This is a genomic window from Bacillus silvicola (genome assembly GCF_050524305.1).
Taxonomy (GTDB): domain Bacteria; phylum Bacillota; class Bacilli; order Bacillales; family Bacillaceae_G; genus Bacillus_A; species Bacillus_A cereus_AT.
Genome location: NZ_JBNGVC010000013.1, coordinates 361489 through 382950, shown reverse-complemented (window position 1 = coordinate 382950; position 21462 = coordinate 361489). Strand labels below are relative to the sequence as shown.

Here is a 21462-nt window from a genome sequence, read left to right as displayed (position 1 = left end):
TTTTGACTTTTTTGCAATAGTTTTGCATAAAAACTTTAGAACAATCCATATTTTATGTCTTGAATTTGAATATTAACCGTAAAAACGAGTGGGAATTGCGGTTGTTCATGTGTAAGTAGTTTTTAATATTGTGCACATTATAAGGAGAAAGGAGTTGAAGGAAGTTATGCCACAGCAAAAAAACTTTTTAACAATGCCAGCGCAACATCAACATAAACAGCCTGGTATTGAATCATTAATGAATCCTCTTCCAAAGTTTGAAGATCCAAATTATAAAGGAAGTGAAAAGTTAAAAGGAAAGAATGTATTAATTACAGGGGGAGATAGTGGGATTGGGAGAGCTGTGTCCATCGCTTTTGCAAAAGAAGGAGCAAATATTGCGATTGCTTATTTAGACGAGGATGAAGATGCAAATGAGACGAAAAAACTTGTTGAAAAAGAAGGCGTGAATTGTGTATTACTGCCGGGGGATTTGAGTAGTGAACAACATTGTAAAGATATTGTGGAAGAGACCGTCCGGCAGCTGGGGAGTTTAAATGTGCTTGTGAATAACGTTGCACAGCAATATCCGCAGCAAGGACTAGAGTATATTACAGCGGAACAGTTAGAAACGACATTCCGTATTAATATTTTTTCTTATTTTCATGTTGCAAAAGCAGCGCTATCCCATTTAAAGCAAGGGGATGTAATTATAAACACAGCATCTATCGTTGCATATGAAGGAAATGAAACGTTGATTGATTATTCTGCAACGAAAGGAGCAATTGTCGCATTTACAAGATCGCTATCTCAATCATTAGTACAAAAAGGGATTCGTGTAAATGGTGTTGCACCAGGTCCAATTTGGACACCGCTTATTCCATCAAGTTTTGATGAGAAAAAAGTATCACAGTTCGGGAGCAATGTTCCTATGAAAAGACCTGGTCAGCCGTATGAATTAGCGCCTGCGTATGTATATTTGGCGTCTAATGATTCGGCATATGTAACAGGGCAGATGCTACATGTAAATGGGGGCGTTATTGTAAATGGATAGTTTTCATTTATAAGAGCAAAGTAAAGCTAATTGCATTTATCCCGCTATTTACGGGCAGTAAGACTCCATCTCAAAATTTGGCTGGAGCAAAGAAGTTAGATGGGAGCCCTGCTGCCCGTAAACGCCCGATTGGTGCGGGCTAATACTCAGTGGGGGATGGACAAAACCTCCACTGAGTAAAGTTTCACTTTATTATTATGTTAGTGCTAGGGAGGATTTAGATGAAGAAAGTATGGTTAATCATAATCCTATTTTTCTGCCTACCAGCTAGTGTTTTTGCTAATACAGATCATTTAATATTAGTTAACCTTAAAACGAATCAGCTGTCTTTTTTTGAAGAGGGAAACTATACGAGAACATTTCCGATAACGACAGGAAGAGATAGCACCCCAACGCCTGAAGGGAATTTTTGTATTATAACTAAGTATAAAAATAAAGAATACCATCGAAAAAAAATACCTGGGGGTGCGCCGAATAATCCTCTCGGTACGAGGTGGTTAGGTCTGGATAAAAAGGAATATGCGATTCATGGAACAGATCGGGAATGGACGATTGGGAGCAGGGAGTCGAATGGTTGTATTCGCATGCATGATCGGGACATACAATGGTTATATGAACGGGTACAATTACAGACGAAAGTAATTATTTCTCGTTTTTATACGAGTCCCGAATATGAGGCGTATAAGCTTGGTTATCGTGTTGTGAGTTGGAATGGTCGTAAAGTAGAAGAAGGACAAATTGGAATACTTACGCTAGTAGACCGTGTAAATATATATTGGCAAGAACCAAATGGACAATTGACGAAAGTAAAAACGGTATTGCCAAATGAAAAATACGCAGTGTACTCCAAACGAAAAGATGGAATATATTATATAGGAAGCAATTTGTATATTGTTGATGAAACGGGAGAAAAAATTCGTTATGAGCAATTACCTTATTCGACCTTAAGTAATATATATAAAAGAAAATATGATGTTCCGTAATAGCTACCGTGTATAGGCGGTAGCTTATTTGTGATGAAGTGAAACTTAATGGGGGAATTGCTCTTCTTTGCTGATTATAAACTTATACTAATTGGGATTCATGTAAATAGCGGGATAAAAAATTGAAACAGCAACTATTATGTTTTGCTGAATATAATACAGTACAGATTGGGGGGCGGTCACATTATGAAAAGTGAATTTGCATTTAAGATTTTCTTAATCACGACTTGTTTATTTATCGTGTATTTATATGCGTTACTCGTCTTCTCATTTTATGTTCCATATATTGATTTAATATTGTTCGTCGGATTTATTTGGGCGTTTGTTAAAGCGAGGGAAGGGGAGAAGAGTGTATATCGACGCATCACTTTATGCGGGACGGTCCTTCTCGTTATTTTATACTTTTTTATGATGCATGATTTTTGGAGAGGAATGTAAAAAAGCATACGACTAATCGTATGCTTTTACGTTTAATATTTTGGTTTAAATGTATGGCAACAAGTTTCTACACTCGTTGTTACAGAACTTTCAAGCGTCTCGTTTGTTAAAGTAGCGCTTGTATACGAATCATTTGTATTCTGACCAGCCTCTTGTGCATCCGGTTGAACAACGATTGCACTTGCTTGACAAAAGTTACCTTGTCCCCAAAATGAGCAATTGGAAACAGAGCATTTTACTTCAGGCATAAAACCCCCTCCTTATACATTAGTGTGGGATTTTACGTCCATTTCATGTATAGAAGGAGTTTCCTTTTCTCGTTATTTTTTCGTTTGCTCAAGCCATTCTTTTAATTTGTCTTCCGGTTGTTCACCACTAATACGGCTTACTTCTTTGCCATCTTTAAAGTGAATGATTGTTGGAGTTCCTTTAATTTTATATTCATCCCAAGGAGCATCTATTTTTTCAATGTCCATAACTTTCATATCAACGTTCAAGTCTTTAGCCATTGGTACTACGATAGGAGATAGCTTTTGACAATGAACGCAAGATGTTTGATAAAAGTATACTGTTTCTTCTTTTTTCTCTTTTAAATTCTTTTGGAGATCTGAAAGAGAGATTTTATTTGTATAGTAGTCAGGGCCATTTGTCTTACTATCAGTAGCATTATCAATTTTTTGGCTAGTAGCGTTTTTTTCTTCCATTTGTGTTACAGCGAATATTGCTGCGAACAAGGCGATAATAATACCGCCAAATATAAGCATTTTTTTCATTCTTTCATCTCCTTATTTGTTTTTGATGACAATAAAGCTACAAACAGCGATTGTGATAAAGCCGATAAGTGCCAAAAACGGGATTGTCACAAAACCGAACCAGTTTATGTATTCTCCCGTACATGGCACACGGCCGCAAGCTGCCCCAGCAGCTGAAAATGCTGCTACTTTTTGAATTGCATAATGATATAAAGAAATACAAGCACCAATACTTGCAATTGGTAAAGAATAACTTGCGATGCGATAATCTTTCTTTGCTACAGCGATACCAAGCCATAAAACGAATGGATACATAAAAATACGTTGATACCAACAAAGGACACAAGGCTCAAATTTCATGATTTCGGAAAAGTATAGACTTCCTAGTGTAGCGATAAAAGAAGCCCCCCACGCGGTAAGTAAAGCATATTCTTGCTTTTTTTCTTGTCCCATATTTTATACCTCTCTTATAATAGTTACATACTAAATTATAGTATGAAGTGGCACAGAAAAGAAAGAAAAAATATGTTTATCAATAAAAGTTTTATAAGGGAAAACTTTTATTGATATAAACATTTTAAAAAAGCGCTATTCTCATAAAGAGAATAGCGCTATATTTTACATTTGAATTTGCTCTACTTCATCTATATGTGACTTTTGGGATGCGTGGTCAATATATTGAAATAGGAGCTGTAATTGTTTATCAACTTCAGGCAGTTCTTTACTGTATTGATAAGCGTGTAAAAAATGTTCAATACGCTTAGAAAATAATTGATCGTTCGTTTGAACCATAAGAACGAGTAATTTATCCCAATTACAGCAATACGTGTAATAGAGAGCTTTATCGTAGTCGTTATATGTTTGCACTGTGTACCCTCCTTACTGAGGAGTTATATATAGTGTGTGATAAGTAAGGAGAAATACACTTGAAAGAATTTGTTAAGAAAAAAAGTGAATGAAAAGAAAAAACGAGGTATCTCCTCGTTTTTTAAGCTTTTGGCATTGGTGTAGGTGTTGGTTTTCCATAGCCTTCTTTGTATTTATTATCAATATAGTTACGAATTTCAAGCGTCGATTTTCCTTTTTGTTTCATCGAAGCAGATTCAACTGCGATTTCTAGACAATTGACGCAAGTTGTTGCATGGGAATCCCAAACAACTTCACCATTCTTTTTAATTTCACGAATAAAGCAGTTTTTATTATTTTTATGTCCTACACTTTCACCACAACCGCAGTAACATGGAATCCAATCTAATAGTTCTGCATTTTGTCCAGCGACAGTGTAGATATCTTTCATTTGTGGATCAAGCTTGTCTAGGAAGGAGGGAAGTGTTTCGACCCCTTTTGTTTTTTCTTGAATGTCAGCTTGCTGAGTATGTGATGCGTGGTCATGCTCTTCTTTTGATTCAGATGATTTTTTTTCATTTGTACCAGTACTCCCGCATCCAGCAAGAATTAGGCTCAGTACTGCAAGTAAAGAAAATACATACTTTTTCATTCGCTTGTCCCCTTTACAAATGTATTAACCAAATTGTATCAAATATCATGGTGTGTCGGGTGAAGATTTTTTCGACTGATTTTTGAAGCGCCATCGTAGTGAATGGAATAGAAATAAAATTGGGATATAAGCGTATACAATATATAAACCAGCTTGAGACAGTACGGTATTTAATGTATTGATGCTTTCCCTGTTTGTGAAAAACAAAGATGAAACAAATATAGTCGCGATAAACAATGGTAATGTAATGTTAAATGGTATGTGAAAAGAGTATTTACTAATACGACAAGAAGACCAAATGGTTAAACAAAGATTAGGTAAAATAATAAGAAACCAGATGAAAATAATAATGTATTCAAATCGCTGAATGAATGGGACTTTAATAATTTTTAGCATTGTTAAAGTAGGCCAAATTGTATGATGCAGTTGGCCCTGACTATAGTACATAAGGGAAACGATTGCTAGTATTACATATAAAATAGTTGTGAAAGCAATCCCGCCATGTGCCCATTTATGTAGTGATTTTCCCTTTCTAATAAGTGGGTAAAAGATAAGGATTGCTTCAAATCCAAGAAACTCTAATGCAGATGCTTTCGTTGAATATAGAATGTCTGCAGGTGAATGGGTGAAAATAGGTAAAATATTACGGACATGTGCGTATTTCATAGGGAAAACTAAGAAGAATAGTACGAAAATCGGTATTATGACGCCCCAAAAACACATTCCTGTTACAGAGCGAAAGCCACCTTTTATTACGTAATACGTCACGAGTAAAAATAATAATGTTAATTTCCATGGTTTAATTGTAGGAAAGACCCATACTTGAATGACTTCGATATATGTACGAAGCACAGTAAGGCAAAATAACAGAAGATATGCGGCAAAGCACATAGAGAAAAAGGTTCCAATCCATTTTCCGAAACATGTCGTATGAATGGTCATCAAATCATTGTCTTTATCTAACATTTTTAACATACAAAACAGTACGATATGAGTTAAGACACCCGCAACAATAAGGGAAATCCAAGAATCATAACCAGCATATTGTGCAATAACTCGTTGGTATCCTAACACGCCTACTCCAATTTGAAGAGAGTGTAATAAAAGAAATATGAAATAAGGGGAAACAGTCATTGTTTTATTTTGCTCAGCCATTGTAACACCTCACTATTCTCCGATACCAGATTGCACAACATTGATTTGTACGTGAACAGCAACATCTACATTAGGGTACATTTCTTGAATTTGTTTTATAGTCCATTTTCTTGAATGACTACGAATTTCTTCCCGTATCCCTATCGGATCGACCTCTTTTTCTTGAAATTGTTTTATTAATTCGTTTAAATCTTTCTCAACTGTTTTTTCTACATGTTTTTTTATGTAAGTTATGTTTTCGTTTTTCGCTAAATCAAGCCAGCTTGGAGCGCTTTTTATGAGTCCATTTAATTTTAAGTGGATGTTAACTTTCGGAATGTCACCAGTATCGGAAAGGTAACAAACGCTCTTTCCAGATAAGTTTTGAGTGGCAATTAATCCTTTATGGTTACCTTGCTGTATTGGAACTTCGTAACGACCATTTGTAGTTGGATTAAGGAGTAATTTCAATAAAAAAGATCCTTTTTTATCTGTGTACATAACCACTTTATCCTTTTTTAAAAAAGCGAGTCCTTTAATGGAAGCAGACTTGTCTTCATCAATTTCAATATAAGGAAGAAATGGATCGCATCCTGATGAATAAAAGTTATATAAAAAAATATTTAAAGCAGTCCGTGGAATCGTTTCGGCTTCTATGTTTTGCTCCAGTAAGTCAGACAGATAGAGTGATCCATTTGTTTTAATATGTTTGAGCAGTTTTTCTGTAGAACCGTCTACCAGTGCTAGTTGAACATCTCGACCAATATTAGGATCACGTTGCAAATTATTTATAATATCGCCAATTCCATGTTCGCCAATGGATTTTCCAAAAAGCACAACACGCATTTGACCGACAGCGATAGTATGAGTCGATTTTGCATTTAGTCGTGAGGATATTGTTTCGATCGTGCCAGCAGTAGTTGACTGAGTTTCTGGTTTTGATTGAACGCCTTTTGTGTAATCGGGATATAAAATCGTCCCGCGAAATTGTTTGTCTTTCGTTATATCAAATCCACCTACATGAATCATTCGCTGTGTGTCTACTATATTCGGTTGTGTACAGCCGGATTGGAAAATTAAAATGATAATGGAAAAGCATAATAAAGTATTTTTCATTTTTCTTCACCATCATGTTTTTCTTTCGCTTTGTTTGGATCATAGCGCCATTTCTTCTTTGGTCTTAGAAAAGAAGCCCGCCCTGCAGTTTGACTAAATGGAAGACGAAGGAGCCCCTCAGCTGTACCTAACCCGCGAAATGGATATAAAGGTAATAAATAAGGTGATCCAAGTGATTTTAAGCGAATTAAATGAGCTAATATGAATACAAATCCGACGATTAGCCCTACACCTCCAAATGCTCCAGCTAAAATGATGAGAGGAAATCGTAATATCCGGATAGTGGAAGACATTTTTACTGTTGGTGTTGTAAAAGAAGCAAGCGCAGATAACGCAACCGCAATTAATAAAATAGTACTTGTTAAAGCAGCCTCAACAGATGCCTGGCCAATGACAATCCCTCCAACAATACCAATTGTTTGACCAACTTTAGTCGGTAAACGAGCTCCAGCCTCGCGCAGTAATTCGATTGTAATTTCTAAAAAAAGTGCTTCTAACATAGGTGGGAACGGTACGTTAGCTCTAGAATAAATAATAGGACCAAGTAAATCAGCTGGAATCATTTGATAGTGATACGTTAATACAGCTGTATAAATAGCTGAAGAGAATAGAGAGAATGCTGCTCCGAAAAAACGAACCATTCTAAGAAATGAGCCTGCTATCCATGGTAAATAATAATCTTCTGGAGATACGAAGAAATCGAGTAATGTCGCCGGTCCAGCTAATGCGTATGGTGAACCATCTGTTAAAATGACAACACCGCCATTAATGAGTGCATAAACAGAACGATCTAAGCGCTCTGTAGGTAGTAAAACAGGGAAGGGAGAGTTACTATTATCGCTAATAAATTGTTCGATCATAGTCGCATCGAAAGGAACATCAAAGTCAATGCCTTGTAGACGCTGCATTGCAGTATTGACGTGCTGATCATTTGTAATGCCTTCGATGTAAGCAACTACGACCTTTGTTTTTGATATAGAGCCAACTACAACCTCTTTGAAAACTAATTGCTCCGTTACAATACTTCGGCGAAGTAAGTGTGTATTTGTATCAATATTTTCAACGAATCCCACTTTGGGACCGATTACACTATATTCATTTTCTGTATCGTTATATAATCGTGTACCTAAAACTGAACTTTCAGCACGAATAAGTGCATATTCTGCTGCTTGAGAATCATTTTTTAGCTGTATGAGCACATACCCACCTAATAATTTTTCACGAATATCGTCAATAGAAGGGCCTGTGATAATCTCCTCAAGTGTGACGATATTTGCTATATCACTTATATTTTCAATGTGATCTAATTCTCTTTTTATAGGTGTTAAAATAAATCGATTAATGAGGAGTGATTCAGCTGTAGATTTGTAATAAAACAAACATAATGTCCCATCGTCTACTACGTTATAAGAAACGAAATCACTAGATTCTTTCATCGTGTGGATAAACTCGGGAATGGAACAGATTGTTTTTTTATTCTTTTTAGATGTTGAACGCAACATTTGCTCACCCCTGACATGCATCATTTACTTGTGTTAGTTTTTGGGAAAGACGGGAATTTATACTTGAAAATTGAAAGTTCATGCCAAAAAGGAAGAGTAATGAATATCTCTTCCTTTTTGGCATATTAATTTGTTTTCTTTTCTTTAATAGATTTCACTAATTTAATCATTTCAGCTCGTATATCTTCTTTTTTAACATTTAATTTTTCTGCAATTTGTTTAATTTCCATTCCATCTTTTTTCATTTTTAGTACATCATCGAGAGGGGTATTACTTTTTTGAGCGATGATTGTTAACACCGCGAGCTGATGTAAGCTGATGTTATACTCTTTCATTTTTTGTTTTAGCTTATCAGGTGTAGATTTGTGCATGTTTGCTAATTCTTGCAGTAGTGCTTTTTTCGTTTCTTTATTCATATGATGTTTTTTCAATTTACTTGGATCTACACCGAAATGCTCGGCTGTTTTCTCCCAAGATTTATTTTGCTTATAGTAAGCTAAAACGTCCTTAATTTCTTTTTTGCTTATTCTTGCAATGTGTGCAGCTTTCCAAATTTCATGTTTGTTATAGCCGAGTTTTTCGAGCGACTGCATTTCTTCTTCTGAAATAGGCTTATGATGGTGCATTGTTACTTCTTTTGGCGTGGCAGCGGAAGCAGGAAAGACAGATATCCCGCACAATAATGCTGCCATAGTCATACTTACTACGATTTTCTTGTACATATAAACTCCTCCTAGATGGATAATGTGGAAAACTTTACACTTATCATTTCCATAAAATGTGAAAAAATTGTGAACACACCAAGTTTTTTTATTCACAACGAGAAATTAATTTTTTAGCTGTTTTCCAACATAAAACATTGATTAATAGTGAAAAACTAGGTTATAATCGAAATTGAAAATCAATATCAATAACGGAATTATACATATAGATAAAAATAAGGGAGAGAAAAATATGACTACATATACTTCCATCGCAAATGTTATTAAAGAAAGACGCTCTGTTCGTACATTTACAAATAAAGCAGTAGAAAAAGAGTTATTAATTGAACTATTAAACGACGCAACGTGGGCACCGAATCATAAACATCGTGAGCCATGGAATTGTAAATTATACATTGGAGAAGGCCGTCAGAAATTAGTAGACGCAGTATTAAACTCTTTCACAGAAGAAGAAAGAGCAAAACGCGGCAAAACTTTATCTGATCGTTTCTTAAGTACGCCTGCACAAATCGTTGTTTACATTGATGAAGATCCGCGTCAAATTCCACGTGACGAAGATTACGCTGCAACATGTGCATTTATGCAAAACTTCCAATTGCTTGCTTGGGAACGCGGTTTAGGCTGTGTTTGGAAATCAGGTGGATTAAACTACAATCCACTATTTATAGAAGGAATCGGTTTAACAAGAGGCCAACGCATCGTTGGAATTCTTCATATCGGTTATTTCGATAAAGCACCAGAGGGAAAAGTGCGTACGCCGATTACGGAGAAGATGGAGATTATTGAGGGTTAATAGATGAGACATTCTCGTTTTTGCGAGGGTGTCTTTTTATTATGCAATCAATCCTCATGAAAGCTTGTTCCTCATCATACACTTTCTTAAGGGAAAGTGTAAGGAGGGAAAATAATGAGAGCAAGTGATGATAAAGCACTGCAATATGCGATTGCGGAAATTACAGAAATTGCGACTGGATTTGGGCTTGATTTTTATCCGATGCGTTATGAAATATGTCCAGCGGAAATTATTTATACATTTGGTGCATATGGGATGCCGACGAGGTTTTCACATTGGAGTTTTGGAAAGCAATTTTTTAGAATGAAATTACAATATGATTTGGGACTTAGTAAAATTTATGAACTCGTTATTAACTCTGATCCATGTTACGCCTTTTTGTTAGATACGAATTCTTTAATTCAAAATAAATTAATCGTAGCGCACGTTTTAGCGCACTGTGATTTCTTCAAAAATAATGTTCGTTTTTCAAATACGAAGCGAGATATGGTAGAGAGCATGGCGGCAACAGCGGATCGTGTGAAAGCATATGAGCATAAGTATGGAAAGGCAGAAGTAGAGACATTTTTAGATGCCGTACTTGCCATTCAAGAACATATTGATCCATCACTTATGCGTCCAAAATTGGCATGGAGTATTGATGATTTAGAGGAGGAAGAAGTAGACAAGAAAAAGGCATCACAATACGATGATTTATGGAATTTAGATGATCGAAATAAAACGAGGGAACGATCCAATATACGCAAAAAGAAGAAGATTCCACCACAGCCAGAGAAAGATTTGCTCCTCTTTATTGAAGAATATAGCCGTGAGCTTGAAGATTGGCAGCGCGACATATTAACGATGATGCGCGAGGAAATGTTATATTTCTGGCCACAGCTTGAAACGAAGATCATGAATGAAGGCTGGGCTTCCTACTGGCATCAACGCATACTTCGTGAAATGGACTTAACATCTTCTGAAGCGATTGAATTCGCAAAGCTTAATGCAGGTGTCGTACAGCCATCAAAAACAAGCATTAACCCATACTACCTCGGTATTAAAATGTTTGAAGATATTGAAGAACGCTACAACAATCCGACAGAAGAAATGAAAAGGCGTGGTGTGAAGCCTGGTTCTGGTCGTGACAAAATCTTTGAAGTACGCGAAATTGAATGGGACGTATCGTTCCTAAGAAATTACTTAAATAAAGAACTCGTCATGAGAGAAGATATGTACTTGTTCCAGCGCCAAGGAAAAGAATATAAAGTAATAGATAAAGAGTGGGAACATGTGCGTGATCAACTTGTAAATATGCGTACAAATGGAGGTTTCCCGTACTTAGTAGTAGAAGATGGAGACTACTTAAAGAACGGAGAATTGTACATTAAACATAGTTATGAAGGAATTGAGCTAGATTTAAAATACTTAGAAAAGGTATTACCGTACCTTCATCAGTTATGGGGAAGAACGGTGCATATGGAGTCCATTGTGGAGAGTAAGGGCGTTGTGTTCTCTTATGATGGGAAGATGGTGCATCGGAAGTATGTGTGAGGAAAAGAACGGACATAGAAATGCTATGTCCGTTCTTTTTTATTTGGAATAAAGTTAAATATGCTATTCTTAAAGAAAGGGAGTTACATATAGAAATGGAGCGATCCAAATGAGCAAAATAGGGGTATGTAGGGTGGATATTACGCCGCCTTTAGGTATTGATTTTATCGGATATCATAGAGATACAGGAATTAATAATATTGAAGAAAGTATTTATGGGACGGTCTTTGTTTTTGAAAAAGCTGAAATGAAGACTGTGTTTATAAGTATTGATAATATTGGGATGTTAGTAGAAGATACGACGGTGATTCGTGAACGAGTAGCGAGTGAGCTTCATGTGCCATTTGAGCGAATAACGGTTGTTTATACACATACACACTCTGGTCCAGAAACGGTCGGTGATGATTCGCTAGTACAGTCGTATAAAACAATTTTAGTAAATAATGTAGTGCACGGTGCTGTTACTGCGAATAACAACTTGAGGTTATGTGAAGTTGGCTGGGGTGTTACGACAGGTGATATTGGAGTAAATCGAAGAGAGAGAACATCTGATGGAAAAGCAAGGATGGGAACAAATATAGAGGGTGTTGTAGATAAACGAATTGGTATGCTAGCAATAAGAGATGCTGAAACGAAAGAACTATGTGGGATTGTAGTGTTTTGTACTGCTCATCCGAATGTTTTAAAAGGTGATAGTGATGTATTATCCGCGGATTATCCTGGAATGACGAGAGAGATTCTTGAGCAAATAGTAAACTGTCCTGTTATTATCGTGCAAGGTGCTGCTGGTAATGTAAATGCGAAGTATCGTGGTTCAAGGGAAGCGTTAAAACAAATGGCTTACATGCTTAGTGGACATGTATTAACGCTGTTGCCAATAGTTACATATAGCCCAATTGTAAATTTAAGAACAATTTCGAGTACGATGCAAATGAAGTTGAAGGATATTCCTGAAATTGATGAGATACGAAAAATGGCCCAATTTGCTGAGCAACATTGGGGTGTGAATACGGATGAATGGCTTACTATCATTTTAGAGAAATATAAGCAAGGTATTCGGCAGTTAAGTATCGATTTAGAAATTCAACTGTTTCAAATTAATGATGGTATGTTCTCTGGGATACCGATGGAACCTTTTTCAGAAACTGCTTTAGAAGTTAAAGAGAGTCTTCAAAATGAACTAGCTTTCTTTGGTGGATATACGAATGGATATATTGGTTACTTACCGACAAAAGAGGAGTATGCATATGGTGGGTATGAAGTGGAATTAAATCCTGTTGTGTATGGAACGGTTACAAACTTGTTGATGCCGCCAGAGGAGAATACAGCAGATTTCATTGTACAGAAAGTTATAGAACTATACGTAAAAGAACTTGGAGCTATCTAGGTTCTTTTTTGTTTCGAATTTGTGAACAAAAGATATATATATTGAAAATGATTTTTGTATATTTTATTATATACCCATACGGGTATTGGTTTTCTATTTGTAATACATGGAGAAATTAAATAATAAACAACATGGAGGTTTAAAATATGTCTAGAAAAATTGTTGTAGTAGGTGGAGTTGCGGGCGGGGCATCAGTAGCTGCAAGGCTTCGTCGTTTAAGTGAAGAGGATGAAATTATTATGGTTGAGCGCGGTGAATATATTTCATTTGCAAACTGTGGATTACCATACTATATTGGCGGTGTAATTACAGAAAGACAAAAATTATTAGTACAAACCGTTGAAAAGATGTCAAAGCGTTTTAATTTAGATATACGTGTATTAAGTGAAGTGGTAAAGATTAATAAAGAAGAGAAAACAATTACTATAAAGAATGTAACTACAAATGAAACATATAACGAGAACTATGATGTGTTAATTCTTTCACCAGGGGCAAAACCAATTGTTCCACCTATTCCAGGTATTGAGGAAGCGAAGGCGATGTTTACGTTACGAAATGTACCTGATACAGATCGTATTAAAGCGTATATTGATGAGAAGGAACCACGTCATGCGACGGTTATTGGTGGTGGATTTATTGGAGTTGAAATGGTTGAAAACTTAAGAGAACGTGGAATTGATGTTACTCTCGTAGAGATGGCGAATCAAGTAATGCCACCAATTGATTATGAGATGGCAGCGTATGTACATGAACAGATGAAACAGAATAATGTTGAGCTTGTTTTTGAAGATGGTGTGGGTTCTATAGAAGAAAACGGAACTATTGTACGTTTAAAAAGTGGTTCAATTATAAAAACAGATATGATTATTTTAGCAATTGGTGTACAACCAGAGAGTCGTTTAGCAAAGGATGCAGGATTAGCACTAGGAGTTAGAGGAACGATAAAAGTAAATGAGAAATTTCAAACGTCGGATTCACATATATATGCAATCGGTGATGCGATTGAGGTGAAAGATTTTGTTACAGAAACAGAAACGATGATTCCTTTAGCGTGGCCAGCTAATCGTCAAGGTCGCATGTTAGCAGATATTATTCATGGGCATACGGATTCTTTATATAAAGGTACGATGGGAACTTCTATAGCTAAAGTTTTTGATTTAACAGTTGCTTCGACTGGAGTAAATGAGAAAATATTGAGACGGTTAAATATACCCCATGAGGTAGTACACGTACAAGCAAATTCCCATGCTGGATACTATCCGAATGCTACGCCAGTACTAATAAAATTAATTTTTAATAAAGAGAGTGGAAAAATTTATGGAGCACAGGCTTTAGGACGTGACGGGGTAGATAAGCGTATCGATGTTATTGCAACGGCAATGAAGGCGAATTTAACTGTAATTGATTTACCGGATTTAGAATTATCATATGCACCACCTTATTCTTCCGCAAAAGATCCAGTAAACATGGTAGGGTATGCGGCAAGCAATATAGTAGATGGTTTTGTGGACACGGTACAATGGCATGAAATAGATCGTATTGTTGAAAATGGTGGATATCTTATTGATGTTCGAGAGCCTAAGGAATTAAAGCAAGGAATGATTAAAGGTTCTATTAATGTTCCATTAGATGAATTACGTGATCGCTTGGATGAAGTACCATTAGATAAAGAAATATATATTACTTGTCAACTTGGTATGAGGGGATATGTTGCAGCACGTATGTTAATGGAAAAAGGATATAAGGTAAAGAATGTAGATGGTGGCTTTAAACTATACGGAACAGTATTACCAGACCGGATTGTATATTGATATTTGTTCATCTTTCACTTCAAAATTTGGTGGAGGATGAATCCCATGGATTAAGGTTTCACTTTTTGTTTTGCGAACATGTAAGATGAAAAATAAAAATAGGGGTTTACAAAATACCTTATAGGGTATAGTATATTGTCATAAGTTATAAATGGTGACATAATGGTAATGAGGTGATTATAGAATGGAATATAATCAAGATATGAAAAATAGATTGAAACGTATTGAAGGTCAAGTTCGTGGTGTGCTTCGTATGATGGAAGAAGGAAAAGATTGCCGAGAGGTTATTACACAGTTAACGGCATCTCGTTCTGCACTTGATCGTACAATTGGACTTGTTGTTGGAACAAATTTAGAGCAGTGTTTACGTGAGCAGTTTGAGACAGGTAATGGCTCAAATGAAGAGTTAATTAAAGAAGCTGTTCAATTGCTTGTAAAAAGCAGATAATCTGTCAAACGTATGTGTTGACAGATTTTCAAAAACGTTTTAATATACCCCTACTGGTATATGTATATAAAATGTGGAGGAATCGATAATGAGTATAAAAGTAGATATGAGTTTAGATTGTAAAGGTTTGGCTTGTCCGATGCCGATTGTGAAGACGAAGAAGGCAATGGAAGGATTGATATCGGGGCAAGTGATTGAAATTGAGGCAACAGATAAAGGATCTACGATAGATATACAAAGTTGGGCGAGTAAAGTAGGGCATCAATATATCGGGACGAAACACGAAGGTGACATATTGATGCATTATGTGAGGAAAGCACACGAGCATGAAGTGAATGAAGTTGTGAAATATCCTCATACAATTACGAATACGGAATTACAGTCTATATTGTCTCGCGAGGAAGAGTGCATCGTATTAGATGTTCGCGAAGCAGCGGAGTTTGCTTTTGGTCATATTCCATCAGCCATTTCGGTGCCGTTAGGCGAATTAGACAGTGCAGCGTTAGATCAGACGAAGCAAATATATGTTATTTGCCGAACAGGTAACCGCAGTGATGTAGCTTGCCAAATGTTGAAAGAAAAAGGCTATTCAAATGTGAAAAATGTCATTCCAGGTATGTTAGAGTGGCAAGGGAATATGGAAAAGTAAAATTTTTTAAATATAAATATACCTATGGGGGTAATTAGATGGACGTTAAGGTGTTACAAGCAAAAGATGTTGCAGAGAAAGTTTTATTCGGAGAGTTGTTTATTTTAGATGTTCGTAATGAGACGGATTATGAAGATTGGAAAATTGAAGGGAAACAAATTTCTTCTATTAATAAGCCGTATTTTGACTTGTTAGATGGTGTAGATCATATTGCAAGTGAATTGCCGAGGGAGAAAGAAATTTTAGTCGTATGTGCGAAAGAAGGTTCTTCTCAGTTTGTTGCAGAGCAATTGTTGGATGCTGGTTTCTATAATGTATTTTATTTAGCTGGCGGTATGAAAGCTTGGAGTGAATATGTAAAGCCGTTAAAAGTAGGAGATGTGCAGGGCGGAGGGAGTATATATCAATTTAACCGTCTTGGAAAAGGGTGTTTATCTTATATGGTCGTTTCAAACGGTGAAGCGGCAGTTATTGATGCGGTGAGAACCATTGAAGCATACGAAGATTTTGCAAAAGAGCACGGGGCTACTATTACTAACGTAATGGATACACATCTACATGCAGATCATATTTCTGGTGGGCGTAAGTTAGCTGAAAAAGTAGGCGGTACGTATTGGTTACCTCCAAAAGATGCGGAGGAAGTGGTTTTCTCTTACGAACCGCTTGTAGAAAGTACTGTTATTACGGTGGGGGGTACCCTAATTCATATTGATGCGCTATACTCACCAGGGCATACGATTGGAAGCACATCATTTATTATTGATGGGACGTATTTATTATCAGGCGATATTTTATTTGTAGATTCAATCGGGCGTCCAGATCTTGCTGGGAAGGCGGAAGACTGGGTAGGGGATTTACGAAATACTTTATATAAACGTTATAAGGAATTATCTCAAGATTTAATTGTTTTACCGGCTCATTATTCAAAAATAAGTGAAATGGACGACAGAGGCATTGTGAGTGCGTATTTACAAGATTTATTTAAGGAGAATGTAGGGTTAAATATTGTTGATGAGGTAGAGTTTCGTAAAACTGTGACAGAGAACTTACCGCCTCAGCCGAATGCTTATGAAGAAATTCGTCAAACGAATATGGGTAAGATTTATCCGAGTGTGGAAGAAGAGCGTGAAATGGAGATTGGCCCAAATCGTTGTGCAGTTCATGATTCATTATAAAATAACAAACTGGAGGAATAGATGATGAATGTAAAACAAGTATTAGATGCGAAAGGTTTAGCATGTCCAATGCCGATTGTAAGAACGAAAAGAGCGATGGATACTTTACAATCTGGAGAAGTGTTAGAAGTACATGTAACGGATAAAGGGTCAATTAAGGATATTCCAGCGTGGGCAAACAAAACTGGTCATGACATCGTAAAGCATGCAGAAGAAAGCGATGTACTGAAGTTTTGGATTAAGAAGGCGTAGAAAGAAATAATTTTATAAATGTAGAGGGGGAGTTATATGAACACAATATTAAGTACGCTTTTCATTGTACTTGCTGCATCGTTTATTATTTCACGTTTTTTACCGGTGAAAGGTGTTCAAAATATAAATGGAAAAGAATTAAAGAGTATAGTGGGGAAAAAGGGGAAACAATTTATCGATGTTCGTACATTAGGTGAATATAGAGGAAATCACATGAAAGGATTTCAGAATATCCCGCTAAATGAATTAGCTAGTAAGGCAAATCAGTTAGATAAAAATAAGGAAATAATCGTTATTTGTCAGAGCGGGATGAGAAGTAAGCAAGCAGCAAAAGTATTAAAAAAATTAGGGTTTCAGCGCGTTATCAATGTTTCAGGTGGTATGAATGCTTGTAATTAAGAAGGAGACGGGAAATATGAAAGAAATGACTGCAAAAGAATTAGAAGAAAAATTGTTACGTAAAGAAGCAGTAAATATCGTAGATGTACGTGAAGTAGAAGAAGTAGCCGAAGGGAAAATTCTAGAAGCATGTAATATTCCGCTAGGACTATTAGAATTTCGTATGCATGAGCTAAATAAAAATCAGGAATATATTATCGTTTGTCGCTCAGGAGGAAGAAGTGCAAGAGCAGTTCAGTTTTTAGAGAGCTACGGTTTTCGAGCGATCAATATGGTAGGTGGTATGTTAGCTTGGGAAGGTAAAGTCGTATAGTACGAAGATAAACGATTTGAGCCTTTTTATAAACAATCAAATACCCCTATAGGTAATTGGAGGGAGAACAACATGGAACAACAGAAGAAAACGACCATTGTTTTATTTAGTGGAGATTATGATAAAGCGATGGCAGCTTATATTATTGCAAATGGTGCAGCGGCGTACGATCATGAAGTGACTATTTTTCATACTTTCTGGGGTTTAAATGTTCTTAGGAAAGATGAGCATGTGAAAGTAAAGAAAACGTTTATAGAGAAAGTGTTTGGAAAAATGATGCCGCGCGGCGCCGATAAGATGGGGTTATCCAAAATGAATTTTGCTGGTATGGGACCAAAGATGATAAAAGGTATTATGAAAAAACATAACGCCATGCCTTTGCCGGATTTAATTGATTTGGCGAAAGAACAGGGTATTAAACTTGTAGCTTGTCAAATGACAGTAGATTTATTAGGGTTAAAAGAGGAAGAGATTATGGAAGGGGTAGAATTTGCTGGGGTAGGAGCATATTTAGCAGATGCTTCGGATGGAAATGTAAATTTATTTATTTAAATTACCTTCTTTTTAGAAGGCGAGGGGTACAATATGACTTTAACAGTACTACTATTTATTATTGGGTTTATAGGGTCATTCATATCAGGGATGGTTGGAATTGGCGGTGCAATCATTAATTATCCGATGATCTTATACATTCCAGTATTGCTAGGATTTACTGGCTATACGTCACATGAAGTGAGTGGTATTACAGCGATTCAAGTGTTCTTTGCAACTTTTGCAGGCGCGTGGGCGTACAGGAAAAGTAACGATATGGATAAAACTTTAGTTGTTTACATGGGAGCTAGTATATTAATAGGAAGTTTTGTAGGTAGCTTTAGCGCGAATTTATTAAATGAGCATGCTGTAAACATTGTTTACACATTACTAGCTACTATTGCGGCTATTATGATGTTTGTACCGAAGAAAAATAATAGCAGAGCAGTTAATTATAATAAATGGTTAGCAAGTATGTTAGCGTTTATTGTAGGAAGTGTTTCCGGCATTATTGGGGCTGGTGGTGCATTTCTTTTAGTCCCGATTATGCTAGTTGTTTTAAAACTACCAATACGTACGACAATAGCAACATCTATCGCTATTACATTTATTTCCTCGGTAGGGATTACGACGGGGAAAGTGATTACTGGACAAATAGTTGTTATTCCAGCTCTTATCGTTGCAATAGCAAGTTTATTTGCCGCTCCTCTTGGGGTGAGAGTAGGGAAGAGAGTGAATCAAAAAGTTTTACAATATGTATTGTCTATTTTAATTGTAGGCACCGCCATAAAGATGTGGATCGATATGATATGAATAAAAAAGGATGGTGCTGCTTGCAGCCCATCCTTTTACTTATGCCCAAATAACTTTCATTAAGTTTTTATACTCGTCATTTGCTAACTTATATAGCATTCTCGTATGTTCAAAGACAAGTGCTGGATTAAAGTTTGGTTCTGAGAATGCAAGAGATGTTGAAATATCAATTGCATTTTGCTTATTTAGCGTGAATTTTGCAAATCGGTAAGATGTGTTTAATTCATTGATGACATGTAAAATGTCATTTGTTGAATCAGGTACGTGAGCAACATTGAAGCAGTATATATCCACAGTAGGATTTTCGTTGTCGAAAGCAGCGATAAGTTGAATTTTTGCGCCAGCTTCTGTTTCTAGTCCTACTGAGAAATGTACAGAACCATCATTTTCATCTATATTTTCTTCCATATATATATCGTTTGATTTTAAGTACTCTTTAAAATCTGAAATGTTATGTTTTACTGCAGCTTTCATATGTGTGAGCCCCCTGATAATTGGAATAGATTACTATTATTTATTATAATTTAAAAATATTAAAAAAGATAGTTGGAAAGTTCTGATTTTTTTATTTTGAAAGCATTAAAAAGAAGCAGTGCTCTACCTCCATAGAGAACTGCTTCACTTTATTCATTGTTATTAGACGATGTTTCTGTATCTTCACTGCTATTATCATTATGTTTATTGTTACTTGATTCGTGTTTGGTTGTATCCTCAGAGTCAGATTCTTTCGTTCTCTCTGAGTTTGTTTTTTTCGAATCGGATGTAGATTCTTTCGTTTTCTCTGAATTTGTTTTTTTCGAATCAGAATCAGAGTCAGAGTCAAATTTTGTATATGCAGGTAGCCCAAGGTGACTACGAAGTTCGTTTGTAACATTAGCTAAGTCTTTTTTATCTGGATTGTAGTAGTAAGTTCGGCCACCACCAGGAGATTTACTACATGTATCATCACCTTTTGCCATATAACAGTCGTCACCTTGAAGTTGTAATTTCTCAATTTCCGAATCCGATCCATATTTATAGAATGAAAGCATGTCATCGAATGTTAAGTTTGTAACGAATTGTCCGTTAATATCATCAATGATGTTTCCAACTTTTGTTACAGACCCAGCGCTTGTTAGTTTCTTTAAAATTGCTTCAATAACGAGTTGCTGACGTTGTCCACGCATCGCATCACTATCAATGTGTCGTGTTCTAGCAAGAGCAAGAGCCTCTTCGCCATTTAACTTTTGAACACCTTTTTTCAGGTGAATGGCCTCAGCATTATCATTGCTATCTTGCTCAGTAAATTCAACTGGTACATCAACTTCAATACCGCCTAAGTCATCGACGATTTTTATAAATGATTTAAAGTTAAATTTTACAAAGTAATCGACAGGAACATTCATTAATTTTTCAACTGCATCGATACTTGCTTGTGGTCCACCATCTTTTCCGTTTTTAGCAGAACCGAATGCATGAGCGTGTGTAATTTTATCTTTTTTCTTTTCTACTGGAATATAAGTATATGTGTCACGTGGAATACTTAATAGTTTAACAGTTTTGCTATCTTTATTAAAAGTTGCAAGTAATAGTGCATCCGTTCTTATGGCTTCACCGTATTCTTTCCCACGGACATCACTTTCATCAACACCCATGATTAAGACAGATACATTGTTTGTAATAGGTTTTACAGCCTTATCACGTAAATCAGATTTATCACCGCGCGCTAAATCGTGTGCGGCATTTCGAATAGCAGAAGATGCTTTATTTGCTAAAAACCAAGTATAACCGCCACCTACTATTAAAACTAATAGAATAACGCTTATAATAATTTTTATTTTTTTCTTACTATTTTTCGGTTTAGTTCGTGTATTTTCTTGTAAAGATGGGTTTTGCTCCATTTCTTGTACTCCTTCATTTGGATTGAAATACGACACTCATATCCACTTATTATAATGAAATTTAGCGAAAAAAAACATTACAAATCATTTACATTTCGTAAAAATTCAATTTATTTATAAAAAGTCAGATTTTCTATATTTTATTTTTGAGATGTAGAATAAGTATAAGGTGTTTTAGTAGAAATGAAAATATGTATTGTGAGAAAGTGATAGAGAAGTAAGATTTGTTGAAATATAGCCAAGAAGAAGCGATTCGATTTATATGCATTTCTTATATAATAAAGAAAGAGTTTACGGATG

General features: G+C 35.9%; 25 protein-coding genes and 1 pseudogene. 15 read left to right on the top strand and 11 right to left on the bottom strand.

Features of this window, described 5'->3' with window-relative positions; all coding sequences use genetic code 11:
- Positions 1-166 precede the first annotated feature (166 nt).
- From ACP6L7_RS24125 to ACP6L7_RS24115, 3 genes are all read left to right on the top strand, one after another.
- Positions 167-1033, top strand: coding sequence for an SDR family oxidoreductase (locus ACP6L7_RS24125; RefSeq protein WP_097831342.1), 867 nt, complete (start codon positions 167-169; stop codon positions 1031-1033).
- Positions 1034-1254: 221 nt separating this feature from the next.
- Positions 1255-2016 carry a L,D-transpeptidase gene (locus ACP6L7_RS24120; protein ID WP_430529456.1) on the top strand — a complete coding sequence of 254 codons (762 nt, stop codon included), beginning with the start codon at positions 1255-1257 and terminating at the stop codon, positions 2014-2016.
- A 186-nt stretch (positions 2017-2202) separates the two neighbouring features.
- Positions 2203-2454, top strand: coding sequence for a hypothetical protein (locus tag ACP6L7_RS24115; protein ID WP_000834189.1), 252 nt, complete (start codon positions 2203-2205; stop codon positions 2452-2454).
- 32 nt (positions 2455-2486) lie between these two features.
- Here ACP6L7_RS24115 and ACP6L7_RS24110 read toward each other — a convergent pair whose 3' ends face one another.
- The 9 genes from ACP6L7_RS24110 to ACP6L7_RS24070 form a co-directional block, all read right to left on the bottom strand.
- Positions 2487-2702 carry a DUF1540 domain-containing protein gene (locus tag ACP6L7_RS24110; RefSeq protein ID WP_071735124.1) on the bottom strand — a complete coding sequence of 72 codons (216 nt, stop codon included), beginning with the start codon at positions 2700-2702 and terminating at the stop codon, positions 2487-2489.
- Positions 2703-2774: 72 nt separating this feature from the next.
- The gene (locus ACP6L7_RS24105) at positions 2775-3227 is read right to left on the bottom strand and encodes a thioredoxin family protein (RefSeq protein ID WP_430529455.1); all 453 of its coding nucleotides are present in this window, start codon (positions 3225-3227) and stop codon (positions 2775-2777) included.
- A 12-nt stretch (positions 3228-3239) separates the two neighbouring features.
- A complete protein-coding gene (locus ACP6L7_RS24100) occupies positions 3240-3659 on the bottom strand; it encodes a disulfide formation protein C (protein ID WP_097831307.1) in 420 nt (139 codons plus the stop codon).
- A gap of 165 nt (positions 3660-3824) precedes the next feature.
- Positions 3825-4073 (bottom strand): YhdB family protein, encoded by a 249-nt coding sequence (locus ACP6L7_RS24095; protein WP_048526289.1) that lies wholly within the window; start codon positions 4071-4073, stop codon positions 3825-3827.
- Between the two features lie 121 nt (positions 4074-4194).
- Positions 4195-4704: a PCYCGC domain-containing protein gene (locus tag ACP6L7_RS24090; protein WP_097831306.1), complete on the bottom strand. Its 510-nt coding sequence runs from the start codon at positions 4702-4704 to the stop codon at positions 4195-4197.
- Positions 4705-4749: 45 nt separating this feature from the next.
- Positions 4750-5859, bottom strand: a complete 1110-nt coding sequence (locus tag ACP6L7_RS24085; RefSeq protein WP_097831305.1) for a GerAB/ArcD/ProY family transporter — start codon at positions 5857-5859, stop codon at positions 4750-4752.
- Positions 5860-5871: 12 nt separating this feature from the next.
- Positions 5872-6954, bottom strand: a complete 1083-nt coding sequence (gene gerYC, locus ACP6L7_RS24080; protein ID WP_430529454.1) for a spore germination protein GerYC — start codon at positions 6952-6954, stop codon at positions 5872-5874.
- Entirely contained in the window at positions 6951-8456 is a 1506-nt protein-coding gene (locus tag ACP6L7_RS24075) for a spore germination protein (protein ID WP_097831303.1), read from the bottom strand. The genes gerYC and ACP6L7_RS24075 overlap by 4 nt, the downstream gene beginning before the upstream one ends.
- A gap of 125 nt (positions 8457-8581) precedes the next feature.
- On the bottom strand, positions 8582-9178 hold the full coding sequence (locus tag ACP6L7_RS24070; RefSeq protein ID WP_141533271.1) for a hypothetical protein: 597 nt from the start codon (positions 9176-9178) through the stop codon (positions 8582-8584).
- 232 nt (positions 9179-9410) lie between these two features.
- Between ACP6L7_RS24070 and ACP6L7_RS24065 the strand changes: the two genes are divergently transcribed.
- The 12 genes and pseudogenes from ACP6L7_RS24065 to ACP6L7_RS24010 all read left to right on the top strand — a co-directional run bounded on the left by ACP6L7_RS24065 (position 9411) and on the right by ACP6L7_RS24010 (position 19282).
- Entirely contained in the window at positions 9411-9971 is a 561-nt protein-coding gene (locus ACP6L7_RS24065) for a nitroreductase family protein (protein WP_097831302.1), read from the top strand.
- Positions 9972-10085: 114 nt separating this feature from the next.
- Positions 10086-11504 carry a stage V sporulation protein SpoVR gene (gene spoVR, locus ACP6L7_RS24060; RefSeq protein ID WP_097831301.1) on the top strand — a complete coding sequence of 473 codons (1419 nt, stop codon included), beginning with the start codon at positions 10086-10088 and terminating at the stop codon, positions 11502-11504.
- 20 nt (positions 11505-11524) lie between these two features.
- A pseudogene (locus tag ACP6L7_RS24055) lies at positions 11525-12891 on the top strand (neutral/alkaline non-lysosomal ceramidase N-terminal domain-containing protein).
- Between the two features lie 146 nt (positions 12892-13037).
- Complete coding sequence (gene cdr, locus ACP6L7_RS24050) at positions 13038-14702, top strand: CoA-disulfide reductase (RefSeq protein WP_097831299.1); 1665 nt, start codon at positions 13038-13040, stop codon at positions 14700-14702.
- Between the two features lie 184 nt (positions 14703-14886).
- Positions 14887-15150 carry a metal-sensitive transcriptional regulator gene (locus tag ACP6L7_RS24045; protein ID WP_097831298.1) on the top strand — a complete coding sequence of 88 codons (264 nt, stop codon included), beginning with the start codon at positions 14887-14889 and terminating at the stop codon, positions 15148-15150.
- 73 nt (positions 15151-15223) lie between these two features.
- Positions 15224-15799 carry a sulfurtransferase TusA family protein gene (locus tag ACP6L7_RS24040; RefSeq protein ID WP_141533270.1) on the top strand — a complete coding sequence of 192 codons (576 nt, stop codon included), beginning with the start codon at positions 15224-15226 and terminating at the stop codon, positions 15797-15799.
- A 38-nt stretch (positions 15800-15837) separates the two neighbouring features.
- Positions 15838-16974, top strand: coding sequence for an MBL fold metallo-hydrolase (locus ACP6L7_RS24035; protein WP_097831296.1), 1137 nt, complete (start codon positions 15838-15840; stop codon positions 16972-16974).
- A gap of 21 nt (positions 16975-16995) precedes the next feature.
- Complete coding sequence (locus ACP6L7_RS24030) at positions 16996-17226, top strand: sulfurtransferase TusA family protein (protein WP_071747801.1); 231 nt, start codon at positions 16996-16998, stop codon at positions 17224-17226.
- Between the two features lie 36 nt (positions 17227-17262).
- Entirely contained in the window at positions 17263-17625 is a 363-nt protein-coding gene (locus tag ACP6L7_RS24025; RefSeq protein WP_128855739.1) for a rhodanese-like domain-containing protein, read from the top strand.
- Between the two features lie 16 nt (positions 17626-17641).
- Complete coding sequence (locus ACP6L7_RS24020; RefSeq protein WP_016128744.1) at positions 17642-17938, top strand: rhodanese-like domain-containing protein; 297 nt, start codon at positions 17642-17644, stop codon at positions 17936-17938.
- A 72-nt stretch (positions 17939-18010) separates the two neighbouring features.
- Positions 18011-18490, top strand: coding sequence for a DsrE/DsrF/DrsH-like family protein (locus ACP6L7_RS24015; protein WP_097831295.1), 480 nt, complete (start codon positions 18011-18013; stop codon positions 18488-18490).
- Between the two features lie 33 nt (positions 18491-18523).
- Positions 18524-19282, top strand: a complete 759-nt coding sequence (locus tag ACP6L7_RS24010; RefSeq protein WP_097831294.1) for a sulfite exporter TauE/SafE family protein — start codon at positions 18524-18526, stop codon at positions 19280-19282.
- 39 nt (positions 19283-19321) lie between these two features.
- Here the strand turns inward: ACP6L7_RS24010 and ACP6L7_RS24005 are convergent, their stop codons facing one another.
- Together ACP6L7_RS24005 and ACP6L7_RS24000 are read right to left on the bottom strand one after the other, a co-directional pair.
- Positions 19322-19756 (bottom strand): YbjN domain-containing protein, encoded by a 435-nt coding sequence (locus ACP6L7_RS24005; protein ID WP_071747805.1) that lies wholly within the window; start codon positions 19754-19756, stop codon positions 19322-19324.
- A 149-nt stretch (positions 19757-19905) separates the two neighbouring features.
- The gene (locus ACP6L7_RS24000; protein ID WP_141533269.1) at positions 19906-21198 is read right to left on the bottom strand and encodes an LCP family protein; all 1293 of its coding nucleotides are present in this window, start codon (positions 21196-21198) and stop codon (positions 19906-19908) included.
- Positions 21199-21462 lie beyond the last annotated feature (264 nt).

What these genes read in the sequence shown, in the direction of transcription:
- ACP6L7_RS24035 (WP_097831296.1), top strand. Translation starts at nt 15,838, where the DNA reads ATGGACGTTAAGGTGTTACAAGCAAAAGATGTTGCAGAGAAAGTTTTA.
- ACP6L7_RS24115 (WP_000834189.1), top strand. Translation starts at nt 2,203, where the DNA reads ATGAAAAGTGAATTTGCATTTAAGATTTTCTTAATCACGACTTGTTTA.
- ACP6L7_RS24085 (WP_097831305.1), bottom strand. Translation starts at nt 5,859, where the DNA reads ATGGCTGAGCAAAATAAAACAATGACTGTTTCCCCTTATTTCATATTT.
- ACP6L7_RS24075 (WP_097831303.1), bottom strand. Translation starts at nt 8,456, where the DNA reads ATGTTGCGTTCAACATCTAAAAAGAATAAAAAAACAATCTGTTCCATT.
- ACP6L7_RS24100 (WP_097831307.1), bottom strand. Translation starts at nt 3,659, where the DNA reads ATGGGACAAGAAAAAAAGCAAGAATATGCTTTACTTACCGCGTGGGGG.
- ACP6L7_RS24045 (WP_097831298.1), top strand. Translation starts at nt 14,887, where the DNA reads ATGGAATATAATCAAGATATGAAAAATAGATTGAAACGTATTGAAGGT.
- ACP6L7_RS24015 (WP_097831295.1), top strand. Translation starts at nt 18,011, where the DNA reads ATGGAACAACAGAAGAAAACGACCATTGTTTTATTTAGTGGAGATTAT.
- ACP6L7_RS24010 (WP_097831294.1), top strand. Translation starts at nt 18,524, where the DNA reads ATGACTTTAACAGTACTACTATTTATTATTGGGTTTATAGGGTCATTC.
- spoVR (WP_097831301.1), top strand. Translation starts at nt 10,086, where the DNA reads ATGAGAGCAAGTGATGATAAAGCACTGCAATATGCGATTGCGGAAATT.
- ACP6L7_RS24020 (WP_016128744.1), top strand. Translation starts at nt 17,642, where the DNA reads ATGAAAGAAATGACTGCAAAAGAATTAGAAGAAAAATTGTTACGTAAA.
- ACP6L7_RS24005 (WP_071747805.1), bottom strand. Translation starts at nt 19,756, where the DNA reads ATGAAAGCTGCAGTAAAACATAACATTTCAGATTTTAAAGAGTACTTA.
- ACP6L7_RS24070 (WP_141533271.1), bottom strand. Translation starts at nt 9,178, where the DNA reads ATGTACAAGAAAATCGTAGTAAGTATGACTATGGCAGCATTATTGTGC.
- ACP6L7_RS24065 (WP_097831302.1), top strand. Translation starts at nt 9,411, where the DNA reads ATGACTACATATACTTCCATCGCAAATGTTATTAAAGAAAGACGCTCT.
- cdr (WP_097831299.1), top strand. Translation starts at nt 13,038, where the DNA reads ATGTCTAGAAAAATTGTTGTAGTAGGTGGAGTTGCGGGCGGGGCATCA.
- ACP6L7_RS24120 (WP_430529456.1), top strand. Translation starts at nt 1,255, where the DNA reads ATGAAGAAAGTATGGTTAATCATAATCCTATTTTTCTGCCTACCAGCT.
- ACP6L7_RS24025 (WP_128855739.1), top strand. Translation starts at nt 17,263, where the DNA reads ATGAACACAATATTAAGTACGCTTTTCATTGTACTTGCTGCATCGTTT.
- ACP6L7_RS24030 (WP_071747801.1), top strand. Translation starts at nt 16,996, where the DNA reads ATGATGAATGTAAAACAAGTATTAGATGCGAAAGGTTTAGCATGTCCA.
- ACP6L7_RS24105 (WP_430529455.1), bottom strand. Translation starts at nt 3,227, where the DNA reads ATGAAAAAAATGCTTATATTTGGCGGTATTATTATCGCCTTGTTCGCA.
- ACP6L7_RS24090 (WP_097831306.1), bottom strand. Translation starts at nt 4,704, where the DNA reads ATGAAAAAGTATGTATTTTCTTTACTTGCAGTACTGAGCCTAATTCTT.
- ACP6L7_RS24125 (WP_097831342.1), top strand. Translation starts at nt 167, where the DNA reads ATGCCACAGCAAAAAAACTTTTTAACAATGCCAGCGCAACATCAACAT.
- ACP6L7_RS24110 (WP_071735124.1), bottom strand. Translation starts at nt 2,702, where the DNA reads ATGCCTGAAGTAAAATGCTCTGTTTCCAATTGCTCATTTTGGGGACAA.
- gerYC (WP_430529454.1), bottom strand. Translation starts at nt 6,954, where the DNA reads ATGAAAAATACTTTATTATGCTTTTCCATTATCATTTTAATTTTCCAA.